Source organism: Polaribacter sp. PL03 (genome assembly GCF_033875165.1).
Taxonomy (GTDB): domain Bacteria; phylum Bacteroidota; class Bacteroidia; order Flavobacteriales; family Flavobacteriaceae; genus Polaribacter.
The window spans coordinates 516,260-536,342 of record NZ_JAWZSV010000004.1 but is presented as its reverse complement, the minus strand read 5'-3'; the positions used below and the strand labels follow the sequence as shown (position 1 = coordinate 536,342).

The window sequence follows — 20,083 nt, the reverse complement described above, 5'->3', positions numbered from 1 at the left end:
TACATTTTTTTATCACTTAAATTCATACGAATAGTTATTTGTTCTCTTTAAGGTATTTTAAGTGCTCTAAGAGTTAAACAACAAATTATTCGTCTTGGTTTAAAAGATAGAATAGTTACAGAAACTATTTTATTAAATAACAATAAATTTAATAGTTATTAAGACTGTATTTCTTAAAAAAACAATCTAATACATTTTATTATAAACCAAACAAAAGTTGATTAATTTGTTTAGAAAGCAGACAATTTTAGAGATTATTCTAAATATCATTCAAAAAAAAAATCCTCGATATATTAACTCGAGGACTTTTTTTTGTTAGAATTTTAACTCTAAGCCAACATAGTAATTTCTGGGCGCAGAAGGTATAATTCCTGGTCCTGGATAACCGGTTGCTCTTCTTGTAAAATAAGAATTATCTAACATGTTATTTACACCAACTTCTAACTTTGCAAATTTGTATTTATAAGATGTAGAAAAATCTAAAATACTATATGCAGGTATTTCTCCTGTTACACCACTAATACTTCCTCCAGATGCATTTGTTGCATCAGAAAATTGGCTAGATAAATAAGAATATTGTAAACTAGATAAAAAGTTATTATAACCAAAACGAATTCCTGTTTTTATATTGATATTAGGTATAAATTCTACCTCATTACCAACAACCCCATTCTTTTCTGATTTTGTATATTCTGATGTAATAAATGATGAATTTATAAAGTAATTAAAAACATATTCTGAATTCATGTTAAAAACTTTCTTTAAATTAAAATCTATAAGACTCTCTATTCCTAAAATTCTGGCATCACCAATATTATCTCTTTCTGCTTTACCATCTGCTCTTGTGTAAATATTAATTCTATCATTATAAAATACTCCGAATACATTTGCATCGTAAGAAAAATAATTTTTATAATTTCCTCTAAAACCAGCATCAATAGTAAATCCTTTTTCATCTGTAATATCTGGTGAAATTTCAAAAGCTGGGTTTGCAGTACTAATATCAGAAAAAGTTACAGATCTATAATTCTGAGAAATATTACCGTAAAACTCTAACGATTTACTGTATTTATAACTAGTTCCAACACCTAATAAGATAAAGTTTCTTTCGTTTGTTTCTTCCTCATCCCTTAAATTATCATTAATTACATTTCCTGCAGCATCAGTAACAATATCTTTTATAATTTCATCTCTTTGTGTATTTATATATTCCATTCTAAAACCAGGGGTAATAGATAATTTATCATTTAAATAGAAAATATTTTCACCAAATAAAGACACATTTAAATTAGGAAACCTACTGTCTGATTGTCTAGAATAATTAGGATATTCATCTAAACGAATTTTAAAATCTGCATCTGAACCATCTGAACCAGGACCTTGCATATTTGTATTGTTGGCTTTATAAAACTTTGTACCTATTAAAAAAGTAGCTTTTTTATTAAAAACTTTGTAATTACTTAACAATCTTGTTTCAAAACCAAAATTCTTAAAAGTTCCTTTTATTAAATCTCTTTCTGTACCAGGATCTACTTGGTTTACTCTATTTGTTCTAAAACCAATAGCGTCTCTAGATGCATCTAACCCAAAGAAATTAAAAGAAAAATTGGTTTTATTAGAGAATTTATGTTCCCATTTTAAGTTGTACAAAAACCACTTTACTTGAAACCAATTACGCGCTCTATTACTTTGGTAAGGATCTTCATTAAACATCGCATCTGTTAAACCACCAGCTTGTTGCGCTAAATAATCTAAAACTGTTAACTCTAAAGAAAGTTTACTTTTTTCATTAAATTGATATCCAAGATGTACAAATGCATTTTTAGATTCAAAATTAGAATTTGGTCTAAAACCATCTCCTTTCTTATAGTTTAAAAATGTATAATAACTCCATTTTCCTTGCGTATCACTTAAACTTGTAAAATTAGTAAACAAACCAAAACTACCTGCTGTATTTCTAAAAACAATCTCTTGTTCTTTTGTAGGTTTCTTAGTTACAAAATTCACCAAACCTCCAAATTGTGTACCGTATTGAAGTGAAGCTGCACCTCTAATTACCTGAATTTCTTCTAAACTTTCTGCTGCTGGAGTATAATAACTTTCTGGGTAACCTAAAACATCTGCACTTATATCATATCCATTTTGGCGTGTATTAAAATTAGCGGTTCTATTTGGGTCTAATCCTCTACCTCCTATGTTTAATTGCAAACCAGCATCGTCATTTTGGTAAATATTTAAACCTGCTATTTGATTAAAAATCTGACGTGCATTATTTGTTGCTAAATTTGCTGTAGATTGATTTACTAAAATAACTTCTGTCTTTTTACCTGCAAATATCGATGTTCCTTCGACATCTTTTAAACGCTTCAATTCAAAAACCTTTTCTTTTCTTGCTTTAATTTGAATTTCAGATAAACTCTCTGTAAAATTTTCTAAAGTCACTTTTAAATTTACAAAATCCTTTAATTCTATAAATACGTTTTTAAGACGATAATTTTCGACATAAAAAATTAAGGGTAATGCCGTTTTTTCTGTAGAAAAACTAAACTTACCTAAAACTCCTGTTTGAGCTAATAAACCACCTGTTTCATCATAAACTTGTACTTTATTAATAGGTTTATTTCCTTCTGTTAATACAACTCCTGTTATTTTATATTGACTAAAAACACTTGTTTGTAACAAGATTAATAATATAATTAGTATTCTAAATTTCATTATTTATATTCCTTTAATTTTTATTTCTGATTGAAATGGAATTACCCACTCTTTATGTTTAAATGATTCTTTTTGTTGATATAAATCTACTTTTTTATCGATAAATTGAGTACTTAACCTACCATTTAAAGCGACATAACTATCTGCAAAAACACCAACATTTTTATGGCCTTGTTTTGTAAAATGATCTCCTAAAAATTGTGCATACTCTAAAATAAAATCTGGTTGATGACTCATTTGTTTTTCTTGAAATGAAGTTAAAAAATCAGTATTATTTACTCTAAAATAGTTTCCAGATTCTAAGTCTACAATTTTAAAATTAGTACTTCCTGCTTTTTCCATAAGCATTACTCGCCAAGAAAAACGGTATCCTTCTTCTGTCCAAAATAATTCTCCAGGATATAATAGATAACGCCAAGGAAGCAAAATCTGAATTGTAAAAAAGATACCAAAGAGCACTAAAAGTACTTTTCTTTTTCCGTTAGAAAAATGGAATTCATTAACCAATACAAGTGTTTCTTTCGATTTTAAAATGTATTTTTTTATGAAGTTTATAATTGTATCATGCAATTTTGTATCAAAGAAAATAAGCGCAGAAACAATCATAATAAACGGAAACATACCAATAGGAAACAAAACTCGAGTAAATACATGGAAAAAAACTACAAATAGAAATGCTACAAAACGTGTTCTCTTATACAATAACAAAAATGGAATTGCCAAATCATACAACATACCAGACCAACTCATTGCAAAATGAAACCAATTCTGTTGCATTAAGTTTTCTCCTATAAAAGGTAAATCGTACTTAGATGGCAACCAAATTTTTAAAGGCATTGCTTTAAACAACCAATCTGAATTTAGTTTTGCTAAACCTGCATAAAAATAAACGATTACTAATAGCAATTTAATGCTATCTATTGTCCATTTTGGAATTTGTTTGTATTGTTTTTTTCTGATAAAAGCATCTACAGAAAAATAAGCGTTAGCTGGTAGAAAAATTAGCAAAAAGCTAAGAATAGTTATAAAGTAATAGTGATTTAAATATGTTGTTTTGTCTAGTAATTCTATATACAAAAACGATAGAAAAAAAAGAATAATTGCTATTCTGTATTTATAGCCAAAAGCTATAAAAAGTGCCGATACACCACAAATAACAAAAAGTAAATACGTATAATTACCAAGTGGTTGCAACCAACTAAAACCAAAATAAGTAAAATGAAACTCTGGTTCTATGTAAAGTTTTTCAATCCAACCGTTTGCCCAAAATCTAAGAATACTAGCAAACATCATCAACCCAAAAAACAAACGAAATATTGCCAAAGGAGCACTACTTGTTTGTTCTTTAAAATTGTATTTGAGTCTTTTATTCAACATAAAAAAACCTGATTTTTTATTGATTACTCAATAGAAAATCAGGTGATTATTTAATTTAAAATATTTTATTAATCTCCATCAGCATCAACATAGTCTACATTTATATCGAAAGCTTGCAACATATCAACCTTTAAAAACACAACTACTTTTTGTAATTCGTCATAAGACCTTGTCATTGCAGTATTATCTGTATTTACTTGTGTAGAAAAACTGTTATCTAATTTATTAATTTCTGTTGTTGCAACACTAAATTGGTTTGTTATACTTGTTGCAATATCTGTTCTATTCAATTTAATTAAATAGTCTTTAAAACCAATGCCTACATCAGAAGAAGCGTAATATTTACCTTCAAATACATTTTTTACAGCAGTTAAAGACTCTAAAGCTAAATCTTTAGAAATATCATTCTTATAAAATCCTTCTACTTTTTCTGGTAATGTAGTTGAAGAAAAAACACCAGAAGGAATACCAAACTTAGTTGCTCTTAACCCTTTTTCATAATAGAAAATATAATCGTTTACTAATTTATTTACAACACTAGTTGCCGTATTTTGTGTGCTTGTAATAAACGTATTTCTTTCTGCTTTAAAAGCTGAAACAACACTTGTAGTAAGTGTATTCATCTGCTTTAAAACATCTGTAATATATTTCTTGTAATTATCGTTGTTAGTAGCAGTTGTGTATTTCTCTAAAATAGCAGCATCTGTAACAGCAACACCATATAATAAATAATCTAAGGCAGGAAAACCTTGTGCGTCATGATTATTTACACTGTTTAAATCGTAACTTCCATTTGCTATATTATCTTCTACATCTTGCACTGTTAATGGATAGATATTCATGTAAAATGAAAACTGAAGTTCTTCTGCTTCACCTATATTAAACATTTCTACGTGTTGCCACGTTTTGTATGCTGTTAACCAAGAAGCTCTTAAACCATCTAAATTAACCTGATTAGGGTTTGAAGTGAATGTTTCTCCTGCAATTTTTAAAGCAGTCATTTTAGAGCTAAAATCATCATATGCAGGAATTATTATATTATCTGCAATATTTACTAACATAGCACTTCTATCGAAACTATCTGTTACAACTGGGGTTCCTCCTTCTGATGAAGAACACGCATACATTGTAATTACTGATACAAAAAGTATTAAAAATCTTTTAAACATATTATTTCTATTTATTCTAAATAAAGATACAAAAATAGCAAAAAGCAACCAATTAAGGTTGCTTTTTGCTATTAAATTACCTTCGTAATTTATATTCCTGCTTGTTCTGTTGTAAAATTGAATTTAGCAGCAATTGCATTAGAAACTTCATCTAAAGTTGTTTCTGTAACATCCCAAAAACCGTTACCTGTTTGTAAAGTTGCCATAAAACCATCTACTTCTGCTTTTGTAAAGTAAGAATCTGTAGAGTTTGGTTTTCTTGTAAACTGTAAGCTATAAACAAAACCTAAAGCTTCTGATAATGCATGAAAAGCAGCTGCTTTATCTGATGTTAATTTTAATTTACCATTTTGTAAATAGTGTATTCCTCTAACCGCAATAACCATAGACAATTTTTCTTTTAAAATTGCTGCTTGTGCGTCTCTAGTATTATAATCTTTTGCTACAATTGCAGCTCTACCCAATTTAAATGCATCATAAACAGCTACGTCTATACCTGCAAAGTTAGGGTTTGTATTAACTTGACCTAAGTACTCATTTAAAAATTTATCTGCATCTAAAGTTGGCGCAGTTACATCAGCTTCATTTCCGTATAAATAACCAAAAGCTTCATCCCATTTATGTTCCATAGAAGTATAATTCTTACCACTTTCTAAAACATCTGCAGTATTATCTGCACTATTAGTTCCTGCATCTAAAACTGCAGTACTTAAATAATTATTTAAAATTTGATCTACCATTAAACCACCAATTAAACTTTTAGCTATTAATTGATTGTACTCTATTCCTTTTTCATTTACATATCTTATAGAACCACCACCTGCTTGTTGTATTTGACCTGCAACTCCTGCAGAAGCAGCAGTAGACCAATTAGGAAAAACATCATTTACTTGTGCAGCTATCCAAGAATCAAACTGATTTTTAATTGCTGTAGCATCTGTTGTATTTGCAGAGAAAAAATCTGTTGATGCAGCTGTTTTACTTCTAATATTTTTTGAAGATGCATTTAAATCTGTATCTATAAAATCTGCATTTCCTTCTTCATGCGCAAATTTTGCATTTAAAGTAGTAACTGTTTCAGAAGTATTTCTAAGAGCAGTAAGAAACTCTGCTCCCATTTTAATTCTTGTTGTTTGTCCGTCGAAACTTACAGAAGTTGTAGCGTTTCTTGTAAAACTATAGGTTGAAGGTGCAACTGTATTTACGTCTTCGTTATTGTTATTACATGAAACTATTGATGCAGCTAAAGCTAGCGTTAAAAGTACTTTTTTCATTTTTATTTAGATTAACTATAAATAGTGTTTTATATTTCTGCAAATATACTACTCATAACTAATCCTACAAAGCTTATTTAGAATAAATTAAAACAATAAAAAATAAAATTCATAATAACCTAAAAACAAATAAGATAGCTATTTTGTTTTTAAGTAAGAAACCACTGCTTTTCTAATATCAATTGCTAAATCATCTTCTTTAGGAGTATAAATAGACAAAACTTCTTTACTTTTATCTGAAAGAAATGGAATGTCAAAACCTTTTAGCAGGTAATCTGAAAAAGCAATAGTATATATTCTATTAACATCTAATGGTTTTTTAGAGATAAACCAATTCTTTCCTTCTAATGTAATATCATGTCTATGCAGATACGCACCAGTTCCTTCAGCTAATTGCCCGTAATCTAAAACACGTTTAAGCAATCTTCCTTTAATTTTAACCTTTAAAATAGCACCTCCATAAGGCAGTACTCTAAAAATATCTACAGCTGTAATATTACCAACCAATTCATCGTCAATTCTAATAGAACCACCATTTACAAGAGCTGCATCTACTTTATCATCATAAGCAAAAGACATAGCACTTGTTATAATTTCTCCTAAATTAGTTTGTGTACTTCTAATTGGTGTATCTCTTCCGTCTAAAGGTATTTCTGTTTTAAAAATAATTTCTGAAGGATTTGATATAACGTCTTTAATTTTAGTATTTAAAATACCTTGCCACTTTGTTACAATTTTCTCTATTTTTTCATCTTCTATTATAGTTGAATTAATTTCTTTTAATTCTGATGTTACCACTGTTTTTTTAGTCTTTTTGTTATAAGTAATTCTATGAATATATACAGTTTTTGCATTTGCATCTGCTTTAGAAATTTGAACATTACCAATAAAATTATTACTATTTGTATGCTCATGACCTCCCATAATTAAAGGTAAATTAGGTATTAATTTAGCAATTCTTTTATCGTTTGCTAATTTTACATGTGTTAAGCCAAAAACCACATCTACCTTATCTTTTAAATTAGCATATGAAGCTCTTGCTTTTATAAACATATTGCCATATTCTACAAACTCTTTTGGGTTAGACGGTATACAAACACCAATAAAACCTACTTTTATTTTTGTACCATCTTCGTCTGTAAACTCTTTTATGAAAGTTTCATTTAAAGCTTCTTTTTCTCCGTTTATTTCTTTGTAAAAAGGAATCGAAGCTTCTTTAGTTTTCAATTTTACGTTTGCAGACATCCAAGGAAAAGTACTTTCATTTAATCTTTTCTGAAGATCTTTTTGAGAAACATCAAATTCATGATTACCAAATGCGACCAAATCAAAATTCATAGCATTCATAACTTCCACCATTTGTCTTCCTCGAACACGTTCTCCGTCAACTTTTATAGTTCCTAATAAAGACGGATTTAGAAAATCACCTGCCATAAAAAGCATAGTATTTTCATTTTCCTTTAATAATTCTTTATGAATTGTCTCTACTCTTGCCATTCCACCAAATTCACCACCTTGTATTGGTGCAATTTCGTAAACATCATTTAATTGTAGAAATGTAAATTCTATTTTATTGTCATCTTTATTACAAGAAAGAAACACTAGAACTATAATTAAGTAGAAAAACTTGTTTTTTTTATTTTTATAAAAAATATTTGAGAAACTCATTTTATATTATTTTTATATTTTATTATTATCACTAAAAATTATTTGAATAATGAAAAGAAAAATTGTTTTCTTTTCGTTACAATTTTATGGTTAAGTTTTAATACCATATTTATCGGTATTTAATGTCCTACGTAATTATTTAAAAAGTAAAAATAGGTTATAAGTTTAAATGAAACAGTTTACCAATAATGTTAACCTAAATACTAATGCTTACGTAAAGAAACAAAAGGTAAAGCTATAAAAGTATTGCAAATGTAATACACCTTATAGATTGGTACAAAATATTTAATTAAAATTTTATTCTGAAAAAAGTAATTTTAACACTTGCTATTGTGTTGAATTTATAGATTATACAGAAGAAAAAGAAGACGATCTTTCTTAAAAAGTTGCAATTTTATATTATAAATAGCTGTTAATAAATTAGAAGCTTCCGTTTTTTATCAGAAAGAAATAGCGCTTAAGATTAAGAAATTGTAGCTACAAATATTGGTAATTATACGTATAAATTAAGTTCTAGTTTGTCTTCTATTTTATTTACTAAAATAAAGAGGTACGTTTTTTTTTTAAAGAATTTTGGTATTTAAAGTTACCTATAAATTATAATAAAAAATTAAATAAAAGTTTCTAACGCTTTGTTATATGCACTTTCAAAACTCATTGGTTTTATATTTGTGTACGCTTTTTCTGCAGTAAAATAAGACAATAATTTTTCTGTTGGCATGTTACCAGTTAAATCGTCTTTGGCCATTGGGCAACCACCATAACCTTTTATAGCACCATCAAATCTATTACAACCGGCTTTAAAAGCAGCGTTCACTTTTTCATGCCATTTATCTGGAGTTGTATGTAAATGTGCACCAAATTCAATTGTAGAATATTCTGGAATTAAATTAGAAAAAAGATATTCTATAACATCTGGCGTAGAACTACCAATAGTATCTGAAAGCGATAAAATTTTAACACCCATTTTAGACAATTTTTCTGTCCACTCACCTACTATTTCAACATTCCAAGGATCTCCATAAGGATTTCCAAAACCCATAGATAAATATGCAACAACTTCTTTTTTAGATTTGTCTGCAATATTTAGAATTTCATCTAAAGTCTCTATAGATTCTGCAATAGTTTTATGAGTATTACGCATTTGAAAATTCTCTGAAATAGAAAAAGGGTATCCTAAATAATCTATTTCTTCAAATTGTGATGCATCATTTGCACCTCTAACATTGGCTATAATAGCAAGTAATTTACTTTCTGTTTTAGACAAATCTAACTTTGCTAAAACTTCTGCGGTATCTCGCATTTGCGGTATTGCTTTTGGCGAAACAAAACTGCCAAAATCAATAGTATCAAAACCTACTTTTAAAAGCGAATTTATATACAATGCTTTTTGTTCTGTAGAAATAAAATGAGATTTTATTCCTTGCATTGCATCTCTAGGACATTCTATAATTTTGACTTTTTTCATCAATTCAAAGATATAGAAAGAAACTGATTTCTATGATATTTTTAAATTGAATATTACATTATTTTCAATAAATTTGCTTTGTAAATGAAACATCACAAATTAGTACTTCCTATTATTGTTATTTCTCAATTTTGCTGCACCTCTTTGTGGTTTGCTGGAAATGCAGTTTTAAGCGATTTAGTTACTAACTTTAATTTGGCTTCAAATGCTTTAGAAAATTTAACATCTGCCGTTCAATTTGGTTTTATAATTGGTACACTTTTGTTTGCCTTATTTACTATTGCAGATCGTTATTCACCTTCTAAAGTCTTTTTCTTTTGTGCTATTTTAGGTGCTGTTTTTAATGGTTGCTTAATATTAGAAAACAATACTTATTCTAGTTTATTAATACTACGATTCTTAACAGGCTTTTTCTTAGCGGGTATTTATCCTGTAGGAATGAAAATTGCTACAGATTATTATCAAAAAGGATTGGGTAAATCTTTAGGTTTTTTAGTTGGTGCACTGGTTTTAGGAACTGCTTTACCTCATTTATTAAAAGATAGTATGCATGCTTTTTCTTGGCAAACAATATTACTTTTTATTTCTATGTTAGCTTCTCTTGGCGGACTTTTATTAGTTATTTTAGTTCCTAATGGACCGTTTAGAAAAAAAGGAACTTCTTTAGATATTGCAATTTGTTTTAAAGTTTTTAAAAATATCTCTTTTAGAAAAGCTGCTTTTGGCTATTTCGGACATATGTGGGAATTGTATACTTTTTGGGCGTTTGTGCCAATTTTACTAAAAACATATTCAAAATTACATAATGATGTAGATTTTAACATACCATTATTATCTTTTTTTATAATAGCTATAGGAAGTATTTCTTGTGTTATAGCTAGTTATTTGGCAGAAAAATTAGGTACTCAAAAAACAGCTTTTTACACCTTGTTATTATCTTGCATTTGCTGTTTAATTTCTCCATTCTTTTTTATGATTGAAAATGAGAATATCTTCATACTCTTTTTACTCTTCTGGGGAATGGTTGTAATAGCAGATTCGCCATTATTCTCTACTCTAGTAGCACAAAATGCTCCTGAAAAAGACAAAGGAACAGCACTTACCATTGTAAATTGTATTGGGTTTACTATTACTATTATTAGCATACAATTAGTTAGTAATTTGTACCATATTACAAATTCTACTTTTATTTATTTATTATTAGCTATTGGTCCTGTTTTTGGTTTAATTTCTTTAAAGTTCAAAAAAAAATCAATCTAGTTTATCTGCTTTCAGCCCTTTAACTAAAAAAATCTAAAGAGTCTTATTTCTTATTTCGCTTAAAATTTATCATTTCTTTATAAATTACAGAATATTAATTTTTTATATTTGAGAATAACTCAAAAATTAGTTTATGAAAATTAAAATTTTAGTGCTATTAATTACCAGTATATTTTATTTTACAACTGCAGTTTCTGCACAAGAAACTACTGCTAGTCTATTAGAAAAAGCTCAAGTAAAAGCAAAAAAAGAAGGTAAATCTGTTTTTATAAAGTTTGAAGCTTCATGGTGTGGTTGGTGTCATAAAATGACAAAAGACATGAAAGCTAAAAACACTAAAAAGTTTTTTGAAGACAATTATGTAATTGTACCAGTTGTAGTAAATGAATCTAAAGGAAAAGAGCAGTTAGAAAATCCGGGTTCTAGAGATTTATTAAAAAAATACAAAGGAGATAAAGCTGGTTTGCCATTTTGGTTAATATTAGATTCAGATTTAAAAGTAATTACTGATTCTTTCGATAATAATGGTCAAAATTTAGGAGGGCCCGCAAGTGCAGAAGAGGTAAATGAATTTATTAACAAAATAAAAAAGTCTGCAAAAATAGTATCTAAAATTGATGTAAAGAATATAAAAAAACAATTCATTCAATAAAGAATATCTTTTAATATTCTGAATAAAAAAGCTCAAGATTTAATTCTTGAGCTTTTTTATATATCATCTATTTAAAAACCTTAAGATTGTAATGGAATTTCTGGTAATTTGTTTTTAAAACTTGGTGCATTATCTCTGTAAGAAACTAATTTCTTTTTAGATACAAGAACAATTAAATCTTCACTTAAAGTAAATAAACATCCTGTTCTAAATTTGTTTATTAATAAACTTTCTACTTCAGATTTTAATGCATCCAAAGAAAATTGTTGGAATTTATTTTCTTCTTCATGACGGTATTTTAACTCAAAAACATCTTTATCTTCAATTTTAAATAAACGTACATATACATTTAATAATCCTTCACTTTTTCGCATCGGTTTACTTAATGTAAGTTTTACAAATTCATCATTTGTAAGACTACGTTGCAATGTTTCAAATAAAACTTTAAATTCACTCATGCTGCAAAAATATAAATAACAAATTGTTAATTGCTTTTTATTCTCATTTTATTCTCATTGAGTTCATACTTTAAACTAAATAAGAATTAAAATTATTTAATAAAACAGGCTTCTAGCATTTTATATAACTCTGGGTGTTTTCTTTTAAACAGCTTTGGTCTTTCAAAAAAATATTCGCCTGCTACTGCTAAGAATTCAATTTCAGAAGTTCCTCCGTAACTACGTATATCAGAAGCATCATTGTTAATTGCCTCCATCTTTTTGTGTACTAACTGTAAATATGGTATTATGTATTGCTTATCTAATAAAACAGCAGGAATACCATCTATAACTCCGTCTGCTTTATCTAAGAGATGTATAAACTCGTGAATTGCAGTATTTCCTTTGTCTGTCTTGTTACTAAAACCATGATATAAAGCTTTCTTAGAAAGAATCATTTGATTTTCGAACCTTCCAGTACCAACCAAACCGCCAATAGTTCTACCTTCCACTTTAGCATCAAACTGTAAATCATCATCAAAATAATCTGGATAAATTAAAACAGTTGTTAAATTAGAATAATGCCAATTAGAAAATCTAAAAACTGGTATTACTGCACTTGCTGCAATTAGCAAAGTATCTAACTCTTCTAATTTAAAATGAATGGCTCTAATATTTGTTCTCTTTAAAAAATGCAACATCTTAGAACAGAATAATTGCTGTTCCTTAATGGTTAACTTTTTATAAAAAAGAACATTCTTTAATAATAAATGATGCCAATATGTTGGAATTACAAGGTTTGTTAAAGGTATTGTTGCTGTTTTTTTCTTAGATTTAAAACTAACGAACAAAATAAGAAGAAGTATACCAATTGTAATTATATATAACATTGTATTATTTTTTAAAACGGAAAACTACAAAAATCATAAGATTTAGAACTAATTTTCTAATAAGTTTATAGAGCTTCATTTTATTATTTTTAAAATACAAGAAACATCTTTAATTAAGATTAATAAGAATAACTAAAGTCCATAAAAAAAGCTCAAGTTTAAAACTTGAGCTTTTTAATTTTATATAGATTTCTGCCTAAACAGAAATGATAATAATTTTTTTAAAATTATCCTTTAAAAACAATTTTACGCATACGTAAGCTTTCTGGAGTTACTTCTAAGTACTCATCTGCTTTAATGTATTCCATGTTTTCCTCTAAAGAAAAATCTACTTTAGGTGCAATTTTCATAGCTTCATCTGTACCAGATTTACGCATGTTTGTTAATTGCTTTCCTTTAATTAAGTTAACAGCCATTTCATCAGACTTACTGTTCTCTCCAATTACTTGACCAACATAGATTTCTTGGTTTACATCGATAAAGAAAACTCCTCTATCTTGTAAACGGTTTAATGCATATGCAGTTGCTTTACCAGCAGCAGAAGAAACAATTGCTCCTTTTACTTCTTCAGTAAAGTCTCCTTTATAAGGACCATATTCACTAAATCTGTGGTTAATAATAGCTGTACCACCAGTTGCAGTTAAAATTTTGTTTCTTAAACCAATTAATCCTCTAGAAGGAATAGAAAATTCTAAATGTTGTAAATCTCCTTTTGGTTCCATAATTAACATATCTCCTTTTCTAAGAGATACTAAGTTAATTGCTTTAGAAGCCATTTCTTCTGGTACATCAATAGACAATGTTTCCATTGGCTCATGTTTCTTACCATCAATCATTTTAATAATTACTTGTGGTCTTCCCACTTGTAATTCATATCCTTCTCTACGCATTGTTTCAATTAAAACAGATAAGTGTAAAACTCCACGTCCGAAAACGTTAAATTTATCTTCACTATCAGTAGTTTCAACTTTTAATGCTAAGTTTTTTTCTAATTCTTTAAACAGACGATCTCTAATGTGACGAGATGTTACAAATTTACCTTCTTTACCAAAGAAAGGAGAGTTATTAATTGTAAACAACATACTCATTGTAGGTTGATCAATTTCTGTTCTTGGTAATGCTTCTGGGTTTTCTAAATCTGCAATTGTATCACCAATTTCAAATCCTTCAATACCTGTAATTGCACAAATATCTCCACAAGGTACTTTTTCTACTTGAACTTTACCCATTCCTTCGAATACGTGTAATTCTTTAATTTTAACTTTTTTAATAGTACCATCAGCTTTACATAAACTGTATTCTTTACCAACTTCTAAGTCTCCTCTAAAAATACGTCCAATAGCAATTCTTCCTGTAAATTTAGAAAAATCTAAAGAAGTAATTTGCATCTGTGGCGTACCTTCATTGTATTTAGTTGCTGGTATAGATTCTAAAACAGCATCTAATAAAGGAACGATATCAGTTGTTTGGTTTTGCCAATCTGTAGACATCCAGTTGTTCTTTGCAGAACCATAAATTGTTGCAAAATCTAATTGCTCTTCAGTAGCTTCTAATGCAAACATTAAATCAAAAACTTTTTCATGAACGATGTCAGGAGTACAGTTTTCTTTATCTACTTTATTTACAACAACAATAGGTGTTAATCCTAAAGCTAAGGCTTTTCCTAATACAAAACGAGTTTGTGGCATAGGACCTTCAAATGCATCAACTAATAATAGAACACCATCAGCCATTTTTAATACACGCTCTACTTCACCACCAAAATCGGCGTGACCAGGAGTATCAATAACGTTGATTTTTGTTCCTTTATATTGAATAGAAACGTTTTTAGAAAGAATCGTAATTCCTCTTTCACGTTCTAAATCGTTATTATCTAACAATAAATCTGTACGTTCTTTACGATCGTCTAAGATTTTAGCTTGATCTATAATTTTATCTACTAACGTTGTCTTTCCGTGATCGACATGGGCTATAATAGCAATATTTCTAATTGGCTGCATTAATATGTTCTTAAATTTCGTGCAAAAGTAGTGATTTTAGATTAAAGAATCTATTCATTCTAAAAAAGTTTAACTATCTAAACCTTAATTTTATATAAAAAGACACTTTTTATGTTATTAATTAAAAACAACCACCTTTTAAATTTAAAACTCTAGATTTAAAATTACTACTTAATAAAGTAGTAATTGCTGAACTGCTTCGCGCACCAGATTTGCAATAAACAACTAAATCTTTATTCAAACAAACCTCATCAATACGCTCTAATAATTCGCCCAAAGGGATGTGTTGTCCACCAATATGATATTCTCGTCGTTCACCATTTTCACGAACATCTAATAAATTATATTTCTCTTTATTTTTATTAAGTTCTTCTAAAGTAATTTCTTCTGATGATACAATACCACAGAAAAAATCATAATCGTTTTCTAAAACAGTAACTTCTGAAGTTGTATCTTTTTCATAATTTAAGATTGTTTGATTCATTTCTAAAGAATCATAAATCAATAATTTATTGGCAAGCACCACTCCTATTCCACAAATAATTTTGATCGTTTCATTGGCTTGTAAACTTCCTATAATTCCGGGTAGCACACCTAAAACTCCAATTTCTGAACAATTTGGAGATTCATCTGGTTTTGGCGGCGTTGGATACAAACAGCGATACGTTGCACTTCCTTGATAATTTAAAACACTCACCTGACCTTCGAATTTAAATATAGATCCGTAAACCAAAGGTTTGTTCGTAATTACAGACGCATCATTTACTAAATAACGAGTAGAAAAATTATCGCTTCCATCTACAATAATATCATAATTATTGAATAATGAAAGGGCATTTTTTTGGGTTAATTTTTCATTATAAACGTCAAAATTCACAAACGGATTCAATCTTGATAATCGTTTTGCTGCAGTTTTAGATTTAGACAAACCAATATCATCTATCGTATATAAAATCTGACGTTGTAAATTACTTTGATCTACCACATCGTCATCAATAATACCAATCGTTCCAACTCCTGCAGCGGTTAAATATTGTAAAACAGGGCAACCTAATCCACCAGCTCCAATAACCAAAACTTTGGCTTGTTTTAGTTTTAACTGCCCTTCTTCTCCTATTTTATCTAGAATTAAATGACGGTTGTATTGTTTTTTTTCTTCTGATGTTAGCATAATAAAACTAAGTTAGAACGTGAACTTCATAATTTGAAACCCGTAATTATTAAATGATAATTGATCACCGATAATTGACCACTGATTATTGATTACTTAAAATGTTCCCAATCTTTCCAAACCACTTCTAAATCTTGGTTCTTTAGCATTTGTACCACCTCAGCAGTACTTCTTTCATCAGAAATTTCGAATTGTTCTAAAGATTGTGGCTCTACGGTATAACCTCCCGGATTTGTCTTCGATTCGGCACTAATAGACGTAATTCCTAAATTGACAATGTGATTTCTAAATACTTCACTTTCTCTGGTAGACATTGATAATTCGATATCTTCATCAAACAAGCGAAACGCACAAATAAGTTGTACCAAGTCAGAATCTGTCATTTCTACTTTTGGCTCTAAGCCGCCAGAATGCGGGCGTAATCTGGGAAAAGAAATCGAGTATTTTGTTTTCCAATACGTTTTCTGTAAATATTTTAAATGCAAAGCGGTAAAAAAACTATCGGCACGCCAATCTTCTAATCCGAATAAAGCACCCAAACCAATTTTATGAATTCCTGCTTTCCCTAATCGATCTGGTGTATCTAATCGATAATCGAAATTAGATTTTTTCCCCTTCGGGTGATGTTTCTTGTACTCGTCTCTATGATACGTTTCTTGATACACTAAAACTGCATACAAGCCGTTTTCTACCAATAATTCGTATTCATCCTGGTCTAAAGGCTGCACTTCTATAGTAATATTAGAAAATTGAGAACGGATTAACTGAATCGCATTTTTAATATATGCTACTCCAACCGTTTTATTTGCTTCTCCGGTTACCAACAAAATATGATCGTAGCCTTTATTTTTTAAAAAAGCGACTTCCTTTAAAATTTCTGTATCTGTTAACGTTCGTCTCGGAATTTTATTGGTCATGCTAAAACCACAATACGTGCAAATATTCTGACATTCGTTACTCAAATACATGGGCACGTACATTTGCATCGTATTTCCAAAACGCTTTTTAGTCAACATCTGACTTTTATGCGCCATTTCTTCTAAAAATGGTTTTGCTGCAGGAGAAATTAAGGCTTTAAAACCTTCTAAATCTAGCTTATCTTTTGCCAACGCTTGTTGTACCTCAACAGCTGTTTTATCAAAAATACTTTTTAGGCTAAAATCCCAATTATAAGTATCGAAAAGTTCTTTAAAATGACTCATATTTTAATTTAAAAAACTAGTTAACGGACTACTTGCAATCGCCATTTCACTTCTCGGAGCTAATTTTGCTTCGTACGCCATTCTACCTGCTTCCACTGCCATTTTAAATGCTTTTGCCATCGCAACAGGGTTCTGAGAAACGGCAATCGCTGTATTTACCAAAACAGCATCTGCGCCTAATTCCATTGCATACGCTGCGTGAGACGGCGCGCCAATACCCGCATCTACAATTACCGGTACGTTAGATTGCTCGATAATAATTTCTAAAAAATCGACCGTTTTTAAACCTTTATTACTACCAATTGGCGCACCTAAAGGCATTACACATTGCACCCCAACCTCTTCTAAACGCTTACACAAAACTGGGTCTGCATGAATATAAGGCATCACCACAAAACCTAATTTCACCAATTCTTCTGCCGCCTTCAAAGTTTCTATTGGATCTGGCAATAAATATCTTGGATCTGGGTGAATTTCTAATTTTACCCAATTGGTTTCTAAAGCTTCTCTAGATAATTCGGCAGCAAAAACAGCTTCTTTAGCAGTTCTAACTCCAGAAGTATTGGGCAATAAATTAATACGATTATGATTTAAATGAGATAAAATATCATCTTCCTCATTAGCCACATCTACTCTTTTTAAAGCCACGGTTATCAACTCACTTTCGGAAGCCAATAATGCTTCTTTCATTAACTGAGATGAACTAAATTTCCCTGTTCCTGTAAATAATCGAGAGGTAAATTCTTTGTCTGCTATTTTTAATTTCTGACTCATTTTATGTTTTTTTTGATTCGACATTACGTCGAGCAAAGTTGAAACCTAGTTCTTTTTATAAAGCTACTAACCTATAAACCCTTGCTCTAGTTGACATCTCTCTTTCTCAATTTAAAATTTCTTGAAAATCAGCAATACTGCTAACTTCTTTTGTTATTTCTCCAGAAACTGCAACTCCGTAAATTCCTGTGTTTATTATTGCAGAAACATCTTTTAATGTAATTCCGCCTATTGCAATAATTGGAGTTTCGGTTTGTAGTTCTTCTAATATTTTTTGATATCCTTTAACTCCCAAAACCTGACTTAAATTCTTTTTTGTTTCTGTAAATTGATAAGGTCCCAAACCAATATAATCTACTTTCTTAAGCAATAAACTCTTGCAGTCTTCAGCTGTATTTGCAGTCCCTCCAATTATAAAAATTTTACCTAAATACGTACGAACTACTAACGGACATTCATCACTTTTACCTAAATGAACTCCGTCTGCTTTTATAGCTTTTGCAATTTTATAATGATCGTTTATAATTAGTTTTGCATTAAAACTATTTGTTATTTCTCTTGCTTTTTTAGCCGTTTCTAAAATGGTTTCAATATCATATTTTTTTAAACGCAACTGTACCCAATCTGCTCCAGCAACACACGCTTTCCGTAGATTTTCTAAATGTGCCTCTGGTGTTTCACCTTGTGATATATATTGTAATTTACTAATCATTCGTTTTGATAATTATGCGTTCCTAATAAAGATTCGTTAGAACTTAAAAACTGTTCTGTATACAATTTTGTATTTCTACAAGCGTCTTCTAAAGGAATCTCTTTTACTAAATTTGCCGCTAAAGCGGATGATAAAACACAACCACTTCCGTGTTTTTCATAAATGGGTTTTATGGTGATTGGAGGAATATTCAGTTTTACTATTTTACTATAATACACTTCATCCCAACCTTTTTTATCCGTTCTATGTCCGCCTTTTAAGTAGATATTTGTTCTTTCTGCGATAAATTCAATCGTTTCTTCTATGCTTTTATCAGGAAACAATGCTTTTATTTCATCATAATTTGGCGTGATAAAATCGCAATTTTGTAATACTTTTTCAAAAGTCTCTAAATCTTGTATCGTATGAAATGTAAAACCTGCACTTGCTTTTAAAATAGGATCTAAAACTATTTTAATATCCGGATTTAACTTTTTTAAAATAAGAATTACTTCTAACAAAACTTTCCAAGATTTAATGATTCCAATTTTTACAACAGGAATAGAGAAGCGTTTAAAAAGTTGTTGTACCTGACTTAATATTACTTTTTTCTTGATCCAAATACAATCTGTAAATTCAATATCATTCTGAACCGTAACAGCAGTACACACCGATAATCCGTATAGATTATACACTTCAAATGTTTTAATATCTGATGTAATTCCAGCTCCACTTGATGGATCTAAACCAGCAATGGTTAATATGTAATTTTTTTGACTCAAATTTTTAATTCGTTTTAGTTCTTAAAATAGATGCGTTTATTGCAAATGTGTTCTCGATACTTTTTTATTTCGTTACCACCTCATAAAAACACTCGAACTGACAGGTGTTCTCATTTTTGTGGTTAATTAATATGCGTAAAAAAATTATTACTTATAAATGTATTCTCGATACATTTTTACTCCCTTATCACTTCATAAAAACACTAGAACTGACAGGTGTTCTCTTTATTGTGGTTAAAATATGAGTTAAATAATTCCTTCTGTTATACCTTTAATTATGGCGTTCCCTTTTAGGTCAGGCTTTCGCTACTCGCTTTTTTGTGAAAGAAAAATTCACAAAAAGAGCTCAAACAAACCGCTCAATCCTTAACGCAAAACAACTTAGTACCTCAAAACGTGTTCTCGATACATTTTTATTCCGTTACCACTTTATAAAAACACTCGAACTGACAGGTGTTCTCTTTGTTATATTTAGTAGTATGCGTAAAAAATAGTACCTCAAAATGTGTTCTCAATACTTTTTTATTCCGTTACCACTTCATAAAAACACTCG

Annotated in this window: 16 protein-coding genes; 2 read left to right on the top strand and 14 right to left on the bottom strand. The window is 29.3% G+C overall.

Annotated features, from left to right (window positions below; all coding sequences use genetic code 11):
• Positions 1-315 precede the first annotated feature (315 nt).
• The 6 genes from SHK09_RS11095 to SHK09_RS11070 form a co-directional block, all read right to left on the bottom strand.
• The gene (locus tag SHK09_RS11095; protein WP_319810846.1) at positions 316-2,715 is read right to left on the bottom strand and encodes a TonB-dependent receptor family protein; all 2,400 of its coding nucleotides are present in this window, start codon (positions 2,713-2,715) and stop codon (positions 316-318) included.
• A 3-nt stretch (positions 2,716-2,718) separates the two neighbouring features.
• Positions 2,719-4,092, bottom strand: coding sequence for an HTTM domain-containing protein (locus SHK09_RS11090; RefSeq protein ID WP_319810845.1), 1,374 nt, complete (start codon positions 4,090-4,092; stop codon positions 2,719-2,721).
• Between the two features lie 68 nt (positions 4,093-4,160).
• A complete protein-coding gene (locus SHK09_RS11085) occupies positions 4,161-5,261 on the bottom strand; it encodes an imelysin family protein (protein ID WP_319810844.1) in 1,101 nt (366 codons plus the stop codon).
• Positions 5,262-5,350: 89 nt separating this feature from the next.
• Positions 5,351-6,535, bottom strand: coding sequence for a DUF4856 domain-containing protein (locus SHK09_RS11080; protein WP_319810843.1), 1,185 nt, complete (start codon positions 6,533-6,535; stop codon positions 5,351-5,353).
• 138 nt (positions 6,536-6,673) lie between these two features.
• Positions 6,674-8,203: a bifunctional metallophosphatase/5'-nucleotidase gene (locus SHK09_RS11075; protein WP_319810842.1), complete on the bottom strand. Its 1,530-nt coding sequence runs from the start codon at positions 8,201-8,203 to the stop codon at positions 6,674-6,676.
• Between the two features lie 610 nt (positions 8,204-8,813).
• Positions 8,814-9,671 carry a hydroxymethylglutaryl-CoA lyase gene (locus SHK09_RS11070; RefSeq protein WP_319810841.1) on the bottom strand — a complete coding sequence of 286 codons (858 nt, stop codon included), beginning with the start codon at positions 9,669-9,671 and terminating at the stop codon, positions 8,814-8,816.
• 84 nt (positions 9,672-9,755) lie between these two features.
• Between SHK09_RS11070 and SHK09_RS11065 the strand changes: the two genes are divergently transcribed.
• Positions 9,756-10,931: an MFS transporter gene (locus SHK09_RS11065; protein WP_319810840.1), complete on the top strand. Its 1,176-nt coding sequence runs from the start codon at positions 9,756-9,758 to the stop codon at positions 10,929-10,931.
• 133 nt (positions 10,932-11,064) lie between these two features.
• The gene (locus SHK09_RS11060; protein WP_319810839.1) at positions 11,065-11,583 is read left to right on the top strand and encodes a thioredoxin family protein; all 519 of its coding nucleotides are present in this window, start codon (positions 11,065-11,067) and stop codon (positions 11,581-11,583) included.
• Between the two features lie 80 nt (positions 11,584-11,663).
• Here SHK09_RS11060 and SHK09_RS11055 read toward each other — a convergent pair whose 3' ends face one another.
• The 8 genes from SHK09_RS11055 to SHK09_RS11020 all read right to left on the bottom strand — a co-directional run bounded on the left by SHK09_RS11055 (position 11,664) and on the right by SHK09_RS11020 (position 19,530).
• Complete coding sequence (locus tag SHK09_RS11055) at positions 11,664-12,041, bottom strand: hypothetical protein (protein WP_319810838.1); 378 nt, start codon at positions 12,039-12,041, stop codon at positions 11,664-11,666.
• 92 nt (positions 12,042-12,133) lie between these two features.
• Positions 12,134-12,910, bottom strand: a complete 777-nt coding sequence (locus SHK09_RS11050; RefSeq protein ID WP_319810837.1) for a zinc-dependent peptidase — start codon at positions 12,908-12,910, stop codon at positions 12,134-12,136.
• Positions 12,911-13,137: 227 nt separating this feature from the next.
• Complete coding sequence (typA, locus tag SHK09_RS11045) at positions 13,138-14,910, bottom strand: translational GTPase TypA (protein ID WP_319810836.1); 1,773 nt, start codon at positions 14,908-14,910, stop codon at positions 13,138-13,140.
• A 121-nt stretch (positions 14,911-15,031) separates the two neighbouring features.
• Positions 15,032-16,084 carry a molybdopterin-synthase adenylyltransferase MoeB gene (moeB, locus tag SHK09_RS11040; protein ID WP_319810879.1) on the bottom strand — a complete coding sequence of 351 codons (1,053 nt, stop codon included), beginning with the start codon at positions 16,082-16,084 and terminating at the stop codon, positions 15,032-15,034.
• A gap of 89 nt (positions 16,085-16,173) precedes the next feature.
• Positions 16,174-17,283 (bottom strand): 2-iminoacetate synthase ThiH, encoded by a 1,110-nt coding sequence (gene thiH, locus SHK09_RS11035; protein ID WP_319810835.1) that lies wholly within the window; start codon positions 17,281-17,283, stop codon positions 16,174-16,176.
• 3 nt (positions 17,284-17,286) lie between these two features.
• The gene (locus SHK09_RS11030) at positions 17,287-18,057 is read right to left on the bottom strand and encodes a thiazole synthase (protein WP_319810834.1); all 771 of its coding nucleotides are present in this window, start codon (positions 18,055-18,057) and stop codon (positions 17,287-17,289) included.
• A gap of 106 nt (positions 18,058-18,163) precedes the next feature.
• The gene (gene thiE, locus SHK09_RS11025) at positions 18,164-18,769 is read right to left on the bottom strand and encodes a thiamine phosphate synthase (protein ID WP_319810833.1); all 606 of its coding nucleotides are present in this window, start codon (positions 18,767-18,769) and stop codon (positions 18,164-18,166) included.
• On the bottom strand, positions 18,766-19,530 hold the full coding sequence (locus SHK09_RS11020; RefSeq protein ID WP_319810832.1) for a hydroxymethylpyrimidine/phosphomethylpyrimidine kinase: 765 nt from the start codon (positions 19,528-19,530) through the stop codon (positions 18,766-18,768). The genes thiE and SHK09_RS11020 overlap by 4 nt, the downstream gene beginning before the upstream one ends.
• Positions 19,531-20,083 lie beyond the last annotated feature (553 nt).